The organism is Pseudogulbenkiania sp. FW507-F1 (assembly GCF_058781125.1).
Map to the genome: position 1 here is coordinate 38268 of NZ_JBYSWM010000019.1, position 13790 is coordinate 52057.

The 13790-nt window shown below is 62.4% G+C and carries 12 protein-coding genes; 11 read left to right on the forward strand and 1 reads right to left on the reverse strand.

Annotation, left to right across the window (positions count from 1 at the left end; all coding sequences use genetic code 11):
* Positions 1-36 precede the first annotated feature (36 nt).
* Positions 37-1296: a tyrosine-type recombinase/integrase gene (locus AC3WG5_RS13195; protein ID WP_492569008.1), complete on the reverse strand. Its 1260-nt coding sequence runs from the start codon at positions 1294-1296 to the stop codon at positions 37-39.
* A gap of 103 nt (positions 1297-1399) precedes the next feature.
* On the opposite strand from AC3WG5_RS13195, the gene AC3WG5_RS13200 reads away from it, so the two are divergent.
* From AC3WG5_RS13200 to AC3WG5_RS13250, 11 genes are all read left to right on the forward strand, one after another.
* Entirely contained in the window at positions 1400-2149 is a 750-nt protein-coding gene (locus tag AC3WG5_RS13200) for an amidohydrolase (protein ID WP_492569009.1), read from the forward strand.
* Between the two features lie 103 nt (positions 2150-2252).
* Positions 2253-3566 (forward strand): MFS transporter, encoded by a 1314-nt coding sequence (locus AC3WG5_RS13205; protein ID WP_492569010.1) that lies wholly within the window; start codon positions 2253-2255, stop codon positions 3564-3566.
* A 402-nt stretch (positions 3567-3968) separates the two neighbouring features.
* Positions 3969-4334, forward strand: coding sequence for a response regulator (locus AC3WG5_RS13210; protein WP_008953777.1), 366 nt, complete (start codon positions 3969-3971; stop codon positions 4332-4334).
* Positions 4335-4336: 2 nt separating this feature from the next.
* Positions 4337-5599 carry a methyl-accepting chemotaxis protein gene (locus AC3WG5_RS13215; RefSeq protein ID WP_492569011.1) on the forward strand — a complete coding sequence of 421 codons (1263 nt, stop codon included), beginning with the start codon at positions 4337-4339 and terminating at the stop codon, positions 5597-5599.
* 8 nt (positions 5600-5607) lie between these two features.
* Positions 5608-5925, forward strand: coding sequence for an STAS domain-containing protein (locus AC3WG5_RS13220; protein ID WP_008953775.1), 318 nt, complete (start codon positions 5608-5610; stop codon positions 5923-5925).
* A gap of 20 nt (positions 5926-5945) precedes the next feature.
* Entirely contained in the window at positions 5946-8114 is a 2169-nt protein-coding gene (locus AC3WG5_RS13225) for a chemotaxis protein CheA (RefSeq protein ID WP_492569012.1), read from the forward strand.
* A 39-nt stretch (positions 8115-8153) separates the two neighbouring features.
* Positions 8154-9794: a methyl-accepting chemotaxis protein gene (locus tag AC3WG5_RS13230; protein ID WP_492569013.1), complete on the forward strand. Its 1641-nt coding sequence runs from the start codon at positions 8154-8156 to the stop codon at positions 9792-9794.
* A 56-nt stretch (positions 9795-9850) separates the two neighbouring features.
* Positions 9851-10363 carry a chemotaxis protein CheW gene (locus AC3WG5_RS13235; protein ID WP_492569014.1) on the forward strand — a complete coding sequence of 171 codons (513 nt, stop codon included), beginning with the start codon at positions 9851-9853 and terminating at the stop codon, positions 10361-10363.
* A 173-nt stretch (positions 10364-10536) separates the two neighbouring features.
* Positions 10537-11382 carry a CheR family methyltransferase gene (locus AC3WG5_RS13240; protein ID WP_492569015.1) on the forward strand — a complete coding sequence of 282 codons (846 nt, stop codon included), beginning with the start codon at positions 10537-10539 and terminating at the stop codon, positions 11380-11382.
* A 73-nt stretch (positions 11383-11455) separates the two neighbouring features.
* Positions 11456-12556, forward strand: a complete 1101-nt coding sequence (locus AC3WG5_RS13245) for a protein-glutamate methylesterase/protein-glutamine glutaminase (RefSeq protein WP_492569016.1) — start codon at positions 11456-11458, stop codon at positions 12554-12556.
* Positions 12546-13787: an EAL domain-containing response regulator gene (locus AC3WG5_RS13250; protein ID WP_492569017.1), complete on the forward strand. Its 1242-nt coding sequence runs from the start codon at positions 12546-12548 to the stop codon at positions 13785-13787. Before AC3WG5_RS13245 ends, AC3WG5_RS13250 begins: the two co-directional genes overlap by 11 nt.
* The last annotated feature ends 3 nt before the right edge of the window (positions 13788-13790 follow it).

The following is a 13790-nucleotide window of genomic DNA, read 5'->3' on the forward strand; positions in this document are numbered from 1 at the left end:
GTAAGACTAACAAGCGCTTTCCTGAAGTTCAACACGTCAGGCGGCTTGACCAAGGCGTTTGCCCTCTTCCCGCGCCACGTCGATGTAATCCGCCCACCAAACCATAAGCCGGGTGCGGTCGGCCAAGTATTTCGCCTTGTTGTAAGCCCGACGCACCTTGCTGCCGGTCAAGTGCGCGAGCTGGGCCTCAATGACATCTACCTTTTCGGCAGCGCCGGGGTTCACCCATTGTTCGTTCGCAATAGTGGAAAACAGCGACCGGAAGCCGTGGGGACTTTGTTTTCCACGATAGTCCAGTCGGTACAAGGCCGCTCTTAGCGTGCTGATGTTGATGGGCTTGTCCCAGCTCCGACCCGGCAGCACCCACTTACTGTCACCCGCGATTTCCTGCAACTCTCTCAGGATGGCGACGGCTTGCGGTGCCAATGGGACCATGTGGGCACGTCCCATCTTCATGCGGGTTTCGGGCACGACCCACATCGCGGCGTCCAGATCGTACTCTCCCCACGTCGCTTCCAGTAGTTCGCTGGCACGCACGGCGGTCAATAGCAGCAACTGCAAGGCCAACATGGTGCGCCGGTCCCCGAAGCGGTCGTAGGTATCAATGGCAGCCACCAACGCCGGTAGCTCGGCCAGTTCCACACTCGGCTGGCTGCCCTCTTCCACGGTCTTCAAGGCTTCGCCACAGCCAGCGGCCACGTTGCGGCGGCAGTACTGCTTGACGACGGCGAAGCGAAAGATTGCGTCCACCGTGCCAGCCGTCCGGTGCGCAGTGCTGATCGCTCCCCGTTTCTCGATCTTTTCCAGCGTTTCGATGATGTCGGCGGCTTCCAGCGTGGCCATCGGCTTGTCGCCAATGTCAGGGTACAAGTAGTGTTCCAACCTTCTACGAATGTCATCTTTATAACTGGCACTCCACGGCCCGGAACGCTTCAAATACCACTCTTCCGCCACGCTTCGGAACGTGTGCACGGCGTCCGCCTGCACTGCCTGTTTCTGCTGGCGGCGTTCGGCAGCCGGGTCGGCCTTGCCGGTGAGGGCGTCGCGCTTGGCCTGTGCTTCCTTGAGGCTGACAGCCGGGTACACGCCCAACGACACGAGCTGTTCCTTGCTCTTGCTCTTGCCCTCGGCCTCTACCCGGACCTGATACCTATACCGCCAGTACGCCTTGCCGTCCGGGGTCAGCCACAAATAGACCCCCCGCCCGGTGTGTATCTTGCGTATTTTCTGGCCCTCGGCCACGCCTTCCGCCACTGCCGCCTTCAGCTCGTCGCGGGTCATTATCTGCTTTGCCATGGTGTCCTCAACTCTGTGGTAACTCGCCGGGTCGTGGTGACGCTTACCACTACCGCCTACCACAGTTTTATTCTAGAACACAGTTGTCCGATGTTGTTCAGAAATGCGACAAAACGCCTTACTTGCAAGGGTTTTAGGATTACATCGGGCAACAAAGTCACTACTAACTCGGCACAACATGCCGGGCTACCCGGCGGGGCGTTTCGGCTTTCTGCCCGGCGCCTTCATGGCCTCGTCCGACACCGTCACCATCCGCATCCAGGGCTGTGGCGGCCACGGCGCCATGCCGCACCGCTCGGTCGACCCGGTGGTGGTCTGCGCCTCCCTGACCATGGCGCTGCAAAGCGTGGTGGCGCGCAACGTGCCGCCGCTGGAGATGGCCATCGTCACCGTCGGCGCCATCCGCGCCGGCGAAGCCGCCAACGTGATCCCGGACAGCGCCGAGATGCGGCTGTCGGTGCGCTCGCTCAACCCGGCGGTGCGCGACCTGCTCGAACAGCGCATCACCGCCCTGGCGCACGCGCAGGCGGAAGGCTTCGGCGCCAAGGCCGAGGTCGACTACCGGCGCGGCTACCCGGTACTGGTGAACAGCCCGGCCGAAACCGCCCTCGCCCGCGCGGTGGCGCACGACTGGCTCGGCGAAGAGGGCCTGATCGACGGCATGGTTCCCCTCACCGGCAGCGAGGACTTCGCCTTCCTGCTGCAGCAGTGCCCCGGCTGCTACCTGATCATCGGCAACGGCGACGGAGAAGGCGGCTGCATGGTGCACAACCCCGGCTACGACTTCAACGACGCCTGCCTGCCGCTGGGGGCGAGCTACTGGGTCAAGCTGGCCGAACGTTTCCTGGATTGAGAGATAGCCAACCGGATCGCCACCCGGTCGGGCGGTCCGGCCGAATAAAACAACAAGGCGACCGGGACCGTATATCACTATCTACAAAGAGAGAGAAACCATCATGTCAACCAGCCTCACCTCGCCGGCCGGGACGGCCGCTCACCGTACCGCCCCGGCGAGCCGATCGGCCAGCGCCCGCTCCATCGCCGCCATCACCCTGGGCAATGGTCTGGAGTTTTTCGATTTCACTGTCTACACCTTCTTCGCCACCCTGATCGGCCGGCTGTTCTTCCCGGTCGATACCGCTTTCGGCCAACTCATGCTGTCGCTCGCCACCTTCGGCGTCGGCTTCGCCATGCGCCCGCTGGGCGGCATCGTCATCGGCGCCTACGCCGACCGCGCCGGACGCAAGCCGGCCATGATGCTGACGCTGTGGCTGATGGCGCTGGGCTCGGCCATGTTCGTCATCACGCCGATCTATGCCCAGATCGGCCTCGCCGCGCCGGTGCTGATCGTGCTGGGACGCCTGATCCAGGGCTTTGCCATCGGCGGCGAGTTGGGCGCATCCACCTCGCTGCTACTGGAATATGCCGACGACCATTCGCGCGGCTACTACGGCAGCTGGCAGTTGTTCAGCCAGGCCCTGAGCGTGCTGCTGGGCTCGCTGTGCGGCCTCGCGCTGACCTATCTACTGCCGACGGACGCACTGGAGAGCTGGGGCTGGCGCATACCCTTCGTGCTCGGCATGCTGGTGGTGCCGATCGGCATGTACATCCGCCGTCACCTGCACGAAACCGCCGACAGCACCCACGCCGAGGAAGGGCTGGGCAGCGTGGCCGCCGTGTTCGGCCCCTTCCGCCGCGAACTCGTCGCCGGCGTGCTGCTGGTGATCGGCGGCACCGCCGCCAACTACATCATCCTCAACTACATGACCAACTACGCTGCCACCCAGCTCGGCCTGCCGCTCAAGCAGGCCATGTGGGCCGGGCTCGCCGCCGCGGCCGTCTCCATGCTGCTGGCGCCGTATGCCGGCATCCTGAGCGACCGCATCGGCCGCAAACGCGCCATCCTGCTGACGCGCATACCAATGCTAGTGCTGATCTACCCCGCCTTCATGCTGCTCAACGCCAGCCCCAACCTCGCCACCTTGCTCCTGGTGGTGGCGGGACTGTCGCTGCTCCTGATTTTCAACAGCGTGCCCTCGGTGGTGATCCTGCCGGAACTGTTCCCGCGCCGCGTACGCGCCACCGGCATGTCCCTGGTGTACTGCTTTGGCGTGTTGATCTTCGGCGGCTTCGCCCAGTTCTTCGCCACCGGCCTGATCCGCCTCACCGGCAACCCGAACGCTCCGGCGCTCTACGTCATCGGTTGCGGCCTGGTATCCCTGCTGGGCTGGGCCATGGTGCGCGAAACCGCCGGCCGGCCGCTGGAATAACCCCGCACCGGCTCTGAACGCAAGCCCCTGCCCGCAACGCCACCCGGCCCGGCGGGCTTCTTTTCCCCCGCAGTCTGTCCAAGCCCGCCAGTACCTCGCCCACGCCGCTCAGCGGCGCTCGTCGCGGTGCAATGCCCCTCCTCAACGGCCGCCTTCGCCAGCACACCATGACGTAATCCTATATTTTCATATAGCGATATTTTTTAATAATTAGCTTTAAATATTTTAATAAAAATTATATTAACAAAGAAGAAATTTGATTTAAATCAATCTTATTTGTCCCGACTTCGTAGGTTTACTCATTTGTCCTTGCAAACAACCTCCCCGCCCCCTAACCAAAGAAGACTAGGCTGACCACCTGTTGCGCCCTCCCCTCATGCTTGGCCGGAGTAAACCCGACTCATGAAAACCATCTTCCTCGTGGACGACTCGGCGACCATCTTGCTCTCCGTTTCCAATATCCTCGCCAAGGCCGGCTACGCCGTCGCGAAAGCCGGGAATGCTGGAGAGGCATTAAGCCAGTTTCAAGCCGGCATAAAGTCCGACCTATTGATCACTGATCTCAACATGCCCGGCATGAACGGCATCGAGCTGATTCAACACGTACGCAAACTGCCGAACTATCGCTTCATGCCGATCCTGTTCCTGACCACCGAGTCACAGCAATCGAAAAAGGCCGAGGCGAAAGCTGCCGGTGCTTCAGGCTGGATCGTCAAGCCGGCCTCGGCAGACGATCTGCTCAACACCATCAAGCTGGTGATGCGCTGATCATGCAGCAACGACCTTTCCTCCTATATGCCCTGGGTTCGTTCAGCGTCGTTACCGTCATGGCCGGCTTGAGCGTGTACTTCTTCAACGACGGTTTCACCACCGTCCTGTTGCCGACACTCGGCCTGTCGCAGCCCTTGGGCAATGCCATCGGGGCGGTGCTGCTGGTGAGCACGGCCAGCCTCGGCGTCTGGCTGATCCCCTTCCTGCTGTTCCGCCAGCAGCAGTACGGGTTGTCATCCCGGCTGGCACAACTGGCACAGGGGAGCGAACAGCTGAGCACGGCCAGCAACGAGGTGGCGGGAGAGCTCCTTGCGGTACCAACCTATAGTGACGTGCTGCGCAATCATCTGGGCAGCGTGGTGCAGCAGACCGAGCAAGCGGCCTACGACATTACCAACCGGCTGCAGGCCATCGATGGCGTCGTGACAAGGCTGAACGACTTTGTCACGACGAGTTCGTCGCACGCCAGCCAACTGGCACAGAACTCCGAGCAGCACATCGCCGACAACCAGCATCTGATCGGTGCGATGCGTGACTACATCGATCACCGCCTCCAGGAGGCTCGCCAGGACCAAGAGCGAACCCACCGGGTCGTCGCCGAGACACGCTCGTTGCAGTCGCTCACCCTTCTGATCAAGAACATCGCGGCACAAACGAATCTGCTGGCGCTGAATGCGGCGATCGAGGCGGCCCGAGCCGGCGAAGCCGGGCGCGGCTTCGCCGTGGTGGCCGACGAGGTCCGCAAGTTGTCGGGCGAAACCGAAAAAGCGGTGGTGGCGATCAGCCAGGGCATCATGGACGTGGGGATGACGGTCGAGGCTCAGTTGCAGCAAAAGCTGTCGACGGCCAATCTTGAACGCGAGCAAGCCACGCTTGGGCATTTCGCCGATCAGCTCGCCGGACTTGGCAACAGCTACCAGGATCTACTGCGCCATCAGACCCACGTCATCGACAGCGTGAGCAGCAGCAGCGCAGAGCTGATGCAGATGTTCATGCATGCACTGGCGAGCGTGCAGTTCCAGGACGTCACCCGTCAACAGATCGAGCATACGGCGGAAGCCCTGCATCGCCTGGATGACCACCTTGCCGTACTGGTGCGGCGGCTGCAGCAGCCGGGCGACCCCAGTGTCCAGTACAAGCCCCTCGCGCTCCATCTGGAAGCCATTTACAGCGATTACGTGATGGACCAGCAGCGCCAGGCTCATCACGCCGTCACCCACCAGCCTACGGTGGCGGCCAGCCCCAAGGTTGAATTGTTCTGAGGACTATCATGGCACCCAGCCCGGCTCCGGAGCACCAACGCCTCACCCTCCTCGACGACATGACCATCTACAACGCCACGGCACAGAAGCAGCTGCTGCTCGACGCCCTACAGGCGGGAGACGGCCTCGAGCTCGATCTTTCCGCCGTGGCCGAAATCGACACGGCCGGATTTCAGCTGTTGCTGCTGGCCAAGCGGGAAGCACGCCATCAGGACAAGCCGCTGCTGATCGTCGCGCACAGTCCGGCGGTGCGTGAGGTGGTGGACTTTTTCAACGTGGCCGCCGACTTCGGCGACCCGATGCTGATCCCCGCGCGGGAAAGCTGAATCCTGAACAGGCAACGCCCATGGACGAACTCCTGACCGTGTTCGTGACGGAAAGTCGCGAACAGTTGGCCGCGCTCGAAGCAGCGCTGCTACAGCTCGAAGCAGCTTCCGGCGACGCCGACACGCTGCATGCGATCTTTCGCGCCGCGCACACGATCAAGGGCGGTGCCGGCGTCATCGAATGCGACTACATCGTCGCCTTCACCCACGTGGTCGAAAACGTGCTCGACCAACTGCGCAATGGCGACATCGCTGTCAGCGCCGAACTCATCGCCTTGCTTTTGGCCTGCGGCGATCATATCGGCTTGCTGTTGGGCGAGTTCGAAATCCGCCGGGTTCACCCAACGGCCGAATTGCAACTGGCCGGCGATGCCTTGCTCGCACGTTTACAGCGCGACGCACGGACCGCACCGCCCGGCCTCCCCCCGGCCGGGGCATCCACCACCACCCAGCCAAGCCTGGGCCGGGACCTGTTCGAGAGCGAATGTTGGCACATCTCCTTGCGTTTCGAGCGCCATGTGCTGAAGAACGGCATGGACCCGCTGTCCTTCCTGCACTACCTCGGTACGCTGGGCACCATCGTGCACCTCGAAACCGTGGCCGATGCCATGCCGCCGGCAGATCAGATGGATGCGGAAGCCTGCTATCTCGGCTTCGAGATTCGTTTTGCCTCCTGCGCCGACAAGGCGACGATCGAGCGGGTATTCGAGTTCGTCCGCGACGATTGCACCCTGCACATCCTGCCGCCGGACAGCCGCCTGGCCGACTACATCGATCTGGTGCAGTCCCTGCCGGAAGACACGATGCGGCTGGGCGAAATCCTGGTTCGCATCGGCGCGCTCACGCAAGCGGAGCTCGATGACGGGCTGCTTATGCAGCAGCCGCCCATGGCCGGCGCAGCGCCACCCGAAGTCGTACCACTGGGAGAAATTCTGGTGCAACAGCAGGTGGTACAGCCCAAGCTGGTCGAGGCGGCCATCATCCGGCAGGCTCAGGTCAGCGACAAGAAAACCGCCGAGGCGAGGCTGATCCGCATCCAGGCCGACAAGCTCGACCGCCTGATCGACCTGGTCGGCGAGCTGGTGATTGCCAGCGCCAGCGTCAGCCTGCTTGCCAGTCGCAGCGGCCGCGCCGAGCTTCTGGAGGCGAGCTCGCTGATGATGCGCCTGGTCGAAAGCACACGCGATTCGGCATTGCAACTGCGCATGGTGCAGATTGGAGAAACCTTCAGCCGCTTCAACCGCATCGTGCGCGATGTCTCCAAAGAGCTTGGCAAGGACATCGAACTGGTCATTACCGGAGGAGAAACCGAACTCGACAAGAGCGTGGTGGAGAAGATCGGCGATCCGCTGATCCATCTGGTACGCAACGCCATCGACCACGGGATCGAACCCACCGCGCGCCGTACCGCCGCCGGCAAGCCACCCCGCGGCCGGCTGGAGCTGAACGCCTCGCATGATTCGGGCAGCATCGTCATTACCGTCAGCGACGACGGAGGCGGCCTCAACCGCGACAAAATCGTGGCGAAGGCGACCGAGCGCGGCCTGCTCCAGCCGGGCCACAACCTGAGCGAAGCGGAAATCGACAACCTAATCTTCGAGCCGGGTTTCTCCACCGCCGATCACGTCTCCAGCCTGTCCGGCCGTGGCGTCGGCATGGACGTCGTCAAGCGCAATATCCAGAGCCTGCGCGGCCACGTCGATGTCCGCTCGGCTCCCGGCGCCGGCACCCGCTTTTCCATCCGCCTGCCGCTGACCATGGCCATCATCGACGGCTTCCTGGTCGGCACGGGACAGGCCAACTACGTGGTGCCGCTCGACATGGTGGTCGAATGCCTCGAGTTGTCGCCGCAAACCAGCGATAACCATTACCTCAACCTGCGCGGCGAAGTACTGCCGTTCATCCGTCTGCACGAGCTGTTCAACCTGCCGGGCAAGCGGCCGGCGCGCGAGAACGTGGTCGTGGTGCGTACCGGCGCGCAGAAGGTCGGCATCGTCGTTGACCAACTGCTGGGCGAATTCCAGACGGTGATCAAACCGCTCGGCCATCTGTTCCAGAGCCTGCGCGGCATCGGCGGCTCGACCATCCTCGGCAGCGGCGAGGTGGCACTGATTCTTGATGTTCCCGCACTCGTCGCCATCGCGACTCGGCGCGAGTCGCGCGAAGCGGCATCCACTTCGGCCACCTGAGCCGACCACGTTAGCCTAGAAGGAAGAAGGGAGTTCGTTATGTTCGCCAACATGAAAGTGGGTGCCAAACTAAGCTTCGGCTTCGGCATCGTCATTCTGGTCATGATCACCATCTCAACCATTGGCATCGTGCGCATGGGACGCCTCAACGACGCGATCGATACCATGGCCAACGACCGTTGGCCGAAGACCGTGCTGCTGAACCAGATCGTCGACAACTCCAGCCAGACCGCCATCGCCCTGCGCAACATGATGCTGTCGACAAGCAAGGAGGATCGACAGCGGGACAAGGAGCGGGTGCTGGAATCACGCAAGGTCATCGGCGCCACGCTCGACAAGCTCGAACCGTTGATCGCCTTGCCGCGCGGCAAGGAAATGCTGGCCCAGTTGAAGGAACTGCGCATCAAATACATCGCCGGACAGGAAACGCTGATCCGCCTGGTCGAGGAGGAACGCCAGGATGAAGCGCGGGCCTTCTTGCAGAACGAGTTGCGGCCGACCCTGCGCGCCTACCAGGAACATGCGCTGAAGTTCGTCCAGTTCCAGGGCGAATTGATGGACAGCTCGGCCAAGGACGCCCAGGCGGTTTACGCCGAGGCACGCAACCTGACGCTGGCGCTCATCGCAGCGGGCATCGTCATCGCCGCCGCGGTCGGCTTCTGGATCACCCGCAATCTGATGCGACAGCTCGGCGGCGAGCCCGACCATGCCGCCGCCATTGCGCGCAAGGTGGCCGAGGGCGACCTGACCCAGCAGATCGAGCTGCGCGCCAACGACAACTCCAGCCTCCTGGCGGCGATGCGCAACATGGTCGAGCGGCTGTCGCTCACCATCGGCCAGGTGCGCTCGGCGGCCGACAACCTCTCGGCCGCCGCCGAGCAGGTCAGCGCCACCTCACAGTCGCTGTCGCAAGGCGCTGCCGAACAGGCGGCTTCCGTCGAGGAAATCTCCTCCACCCTCGAGCAGACCACCGCCACCGTGGCACAGAACACCGAAAACGCCAGGGTCACCGATGGCATGGCCGCCAAAGCGGCCAGCGAAGCCGGCCAGGGTGGCGCGGCGGTCAAGGAAACCGTCACCGCGATGCGGGCGATCGCACAGAAGATCGGCATCATCGACGACATCGCCTACCAGACCAACTTGCTGGCGCTGAACGCCGCGATCGAGGCGGCCCGTGCCGGCGAGCATGGCAAGGGCTTTGCCGTGGTTGCCGCCGAGGTACGCAAGTTGGCCGAACGCAGCCAGGTGGCGGCTCAGGAAATTGGCGAGCTGGCCGGCTCCAGCGTGAAGCTGGCCGAACACGCCGGCCAACTGCTCGACGCGATGGTGCCGTCGATCAGCAAGACCTCCGACCTGGTGCAGGAAATTGCCTCCGCCAGCCAGGAGCAGAGCGCCGGCGTGGCCCAGATCAACCAGGCCGTCGGCCAACTCAACCAGACCACCCAGCAGAGTGCGTCGTCATCCGAGGAACTGGCCGCCACGGCCGAGGAAATGGGCGCCCAAGCAGAGCAGCTGCAAGGACTGATGGCATTCTTCCGCACCGAGAGCACGGCCCGCCAACGTAGCCCTGCCCGCCACGGCGCTGCCGCCCAGGTCCATTCCCCCGTTCCGGCACGGAGCCATCCGGCGAGCAAGCCGCCCGTCCTGGCGAGCACCGAACCGGAATTCGAACATTTCTGAGGAGCCGTCATGGACCAGAGCACTGCGCTTGTCCGTCAGGACCCGCCGGCACATTCGTGGCCGCCCCCGGAGTCCAGCAATTCCTCACCTTCATGCTGAACGCCGAGGCATTTGCTGTTGGCATCCTCAACATCAAGGAGATCATCGAATACGGCCAGTTGACCGGCATCCCGTTGATGCCGGCCTTCATCCGCGGCGTGATCAATCTACGCGGTGCGGTGGTCCCGGTGATCGACCTATCGGCACGCTTCGGCGCAAGACCGACCGCAGTTGCACGTCGCACCTGCATCGTCATTGTCGAGATGCATCACCAGGTGGATGACAGCGAGGTCCAGCAGGATATCGGCATCCTGGTCGACAGCGTGAACGAGGTATTGGAGATACCCGCCGGCGAAATCGAACCGGCGCCGGCCTTCGGTGCCAACATCCGTGCCGATTTCATCCGCGGCATGGGCAAAGTGGCGGGCGGTTTCGTCATCATTCTCGATCTCGACCGTGTGCTGTCGATCACCGAGATGAGCCAGATTGCCACGCTCGCTCATCCCGGGACTGCACTGGCACCGCCCTGAAGCACAGCAGCGATACGGTTGGAAAGGATGGAGAGAACCCGGCAACGCCCAGCGATCGCCAGGCGTTGCCTTGTTCCCTCTCGGGTCACACCAGCAAATCACACACCTTGCGTCATCTCGTCGGCGATGAGACGACGGCAGCACTGTATTGAAGCCATGCCAATGAATATTGCGTGTTCTCGTTCCAGACCGAGGTGCTTATGGACAATCCCCCCCTCTCCGATCACGAGTTTGCCCTCTTCCAGCGGCTGATCCATCGCCTGGCCGGCATCAACCTGACCACCGGCAAGAAGGTGCTGCTGGCCGGTCGTCTCGCCAAACGCCTGCGCCATCACGGGCTGAGCCACTTCGACGAATACTACCGCCTGCTCGCCAGCGGCGAGCACCCGGCCGAGGTGCAGTTGATGGTCGACCTGCTAACCACCCATGAAACCTGTTTTTTCCGTGAAGCTGCTCACTTTGACTTCCTGCACGATTTCGCCGTCAGTCGGCGCGGCACAGCGTTCCGGGTATGGAGTGGCGCCTGTTCTTCCGGCGAAGAGCCTTACTCCATCGCCATGGTGCTGGCCGAAACCCTCGGCTTGTCCGCCTCCTGGGAGATCGTGGCTTCCGACATCAGCCTGCCGACACTGGAACAAGCGAAGCACGGCCACTATCCGATCGAGCGCGCCAAGAACATCCCGGATGAATTGCTGAAAACCTACTGCCTTAAAGGAGTCGGCAGCCAGACCGGAACCTTTCTGATCGGGCAGGCATTACGTGAGCGGGTTCGCTTCTGCCAGTTGAACCTGGCAGCGCTCGGCGCCAATAGCATTGGCCAGTTCGACATCATCTTCCTGCGCAATGTAATGATTTATTTCGATAGCGACACCAAGCGCAGCGTCGTGGCCAAAATGCTGCCGCATCTCAAGCGCGACGGCATGTTCATCGTCGGCCACTCCGAAACCCTGAACGGGGTGACCGACGAACTGGTTTCACTGCGCCCGACGCGGTATTGCCGGCCCGAATGCAAACGATGAAAGACTCTGTTGCGGCAGATGAAAACCAGCGCGTGACACAGCCTCCCGCAGAGGGGATGAAACGATCCACAACATGAGCCAGCACAAGACAATGAGCGAGCCAATCAAGGTAATGATCGTCGACGACTCCGCCGTGGTACGGCAAGTCGTCCGGCAGGCACTGGAACGCGAGCCAGGCATCCGTGTTATTGGAGCCGCCTCGGACCCGCTGTTCGCCCTGACGCATATGCAACGCGACTGGCCGGATGTGATCGTGCTGGACATCGAAATGCCGCGTATGGATGGCCTGACCTTTCTGAAAAAAATCATGAGCGAGCGGGCGACCCCCGTCGTGATCTGCTCGTCGCTGGCCGAAACCGGCACCGCCGCGGCGATGAATGCGCTGGCTGCCGGCGCCGTTTCGATCATCACCAAACCCAAAATGGGGGTGAAACAGTTTCTCGAAGACAGTGCCAACGACGTCATACACGCCGTCCGGGCCGCCTCTCGCGCCAATGTCAGCCGCCTGGCGTCACGCGCGCGGCCGCCATTGGCCCCCTCGCCCAAGCTATCGGCCGACGCCGTCATCAGCAGCGGGCTCGGTCGCGGGGCGAGCATGATCAGCACCACCGAACGTATCGTCGCCATCGGCACCTCCACCGGCGGCACCCAGGCACTGGAGACGGTACTGCCCCGGCTGCCTGCCACATGTCCGGGCATGGTCATCGTCCAGCACATGCCGGAGCGCTTTACCGCGATGTTTGCCGAACGCCTCAACAGCCTGTGCCAGATAGAAGTGCGCGAGGCCCGCCACGGCGACCGCGTGATGCCGGGGCGGGCCCTGATTGCCCCCGGAGGCAAGCACATGCTGCTGGCACGCAATGGCGCCCAATATACCGTTGAAATCATCGACGGACCGCTGGTTAACCGGCACCGCCCTTCGGTGGATGTCCTGTTCCGCTCATGTGCGAAGTTCGCCGGACGCAATGCCCTCGGCATGATCATGACCGGCATGGGGGATGACGGGGCACGTGGCCTCAAGGAAATGCACGAGGCCGGCGCCAGGACGATCGCCGAAGACGAATCGACCTGCGTGGTGTTTGGCATGCCCAAGGAGGCCATCGCGCTCGGCGGTGTCAGTGAGGTCGTTTCGCTGCATCGCATCGCCCCAATCATCGAACATTATGGTTACTGATATGTCACCACCGCGGGTTGAAACGGTACTGATCGTCGATGACAGCCTGGTGCAAAGGCTGCATGTGGTGGGGCTACTTCGACAGTTTGGCATACAAGGCATTCTTGAGGCCGTCGATGGCATGCAGGCACTTGAGCTGCTGGCCGGTCTCGACACGCTCCCACACCTGATCGTAGTCGACCTCGAGATGCCGGGCATGGATGGCGTCGAATTCATCCTGCAGATGATGAAGCGCAACGTCATGGCACCCCTGGTCATCTCATCGAACAGGGATCTTTCCTTGATCTGCAGCGTCGAGAATATGGCACAAGCACTGGGAATACCCATCCTAGCCGCTTGGAAAAAACCGCTGACCAAGCAACACCTTGCCGAGATATTGCACCACAGTCCGGATCGGCCGCCCCCCTCCCCTTCAGCACCAGAGACCCACAAGGAGGCCTCCAGCACCGGTGCCCACGAGCTGGCTTTGGCCATCTCCCGCCATCAACTCCTGCCTTATTATCAACCTCAAATAGACCTGAAAAGCGGCACGATCACCGGTGTGGAAGTGCTGGCACGCTGGCCCCACGCTGAAAAGGGCTTCATTCCCCCGGACCACTTCATCCCACTGGCCGAAAAGCACAGGCTGATACACGACCTGACGCTGGAGATCGCGGGCCAGGCCTTTGCCCAGGCCGCCCATTGGCGACGGAGCGGAGTACACCTGACGGTTGCCGTCAACTTGTCACCTCGGTTGCTGGATTTGCCCGATTTCGTCAGCGAGGTTGACGCCTTGTTGCAGCAGTATCAGCTACCCGCAGCACAAGTGATCTGGGAGGTCACCGAAAGCTCCCTGGCTGCCGACCTTGGCATAGCACTGGCCAATCTGGCACGACTGCGCCTGAAGGGGTTCGGCCTGTCCATCGACGACTATGGCACCGGCTTTTCGTCAATGCAGCAGCTCTCGCGCATCCCCTTCACCGAACTCAAGATCGACCGCTCTTTCGTGCATCGCGCCCACCAGCGCGAGCACCTGCGGGTCATTCTGCAGTCCGCCCTGGACATGGCTCACAAGATGAGCCTGGTTACGGTGGCAGAAGGCATAGAAACGCTCGAGGACTGGAAATTGCTGCGGGAGTTTGGATGTAACCTGGCGCAGGGCTACTTTATTGCCAAGCCCATGCCCAGCGAAACTTTCACCGGCTGGGTAAAAACACAAAACACGCGACGCCATGGTCGGCGTGGCAGCTGAACC

What these genes read in the sequence shown, in the direction of transcription:
- AC3WG5_RS13195 (WP_492569008.1), bottom strand. Translation starts at nt 1,296, where the DNA reads ATGGCAAAGCAGATAATGACCCGCGACGAGCTGAAGGCGGCAGTGGCG.
- AC3WG5_RS13200 (WP_492569009.1), top strand. Translation starts at nt 1,400, where the DNA reads ATGCGACAAAACGCCTTACTTGCAAGGGTTTTAGGATTACATCGGGCA.
- AC3WG5_RS13205 (WP_492569010.1), top strand. Translation starts at nt 2,253, where the DNA reads ATGTCAACCAGCCTCACCTCGCCGGCCGGGACGGCCGCTCACCGTACC.
- AC3WG5_RS13210 (WP_008953777.1), top strand. Translation starts at nt 3,969, where the DNA reads ATGAAAACCATCTTCCTCGTGGACGACTCGGCGACCATCTTGCTCTCC.
- AC3WG5_RS13215 (WP_492569011.1), top strand. Translation starts at nt 4,337, where the DNA reads ATGCAGCAACGACCTTTCCTCCTATATGCCCTGGGTTCGTTCAGCGTC.
- AC3WG5_RS13220 (WP_008953775.1), top strand. Translation starts at nt 5,608, where the DNA reads ATGGCACCCAGCCCGGCTCCGGAGCACCAACGCCTCACCCTCCTCGAC.
- AC3WG5_RS13225 (WP_492569012.1), top strand. Translation starts at nt 5,946, where the DNA reads ATGGACGAACTCCTGACCGTGTTCGTGACGGAAAGTCGCGAACAGTTG.
- AC3WG5_RS13230 (WP_492569013.1), top strand. Translation starts at nt 8,154, where the DNA reads ATGTTCGCCAACATGAAAGTGGGTGCCAAACTAAGCTTCGGCTTCGGC.
- AC3WG5_RS13245 (WP_492569016.1), top strand. Translation starts at nt 11,456, where the DNA reads ATGAGCCAGCACAAGACAATGAGCGAGCCAATCAAGGTAATGATCGTC.
- AC3WG5_RS13250 (WP_492569017.1), top strand. Translation starts at nt 12,546, where the DNA reads ATGGTTACTGATATGTCACCACCGCGGGTTGAAACGGTACTGATCGTC.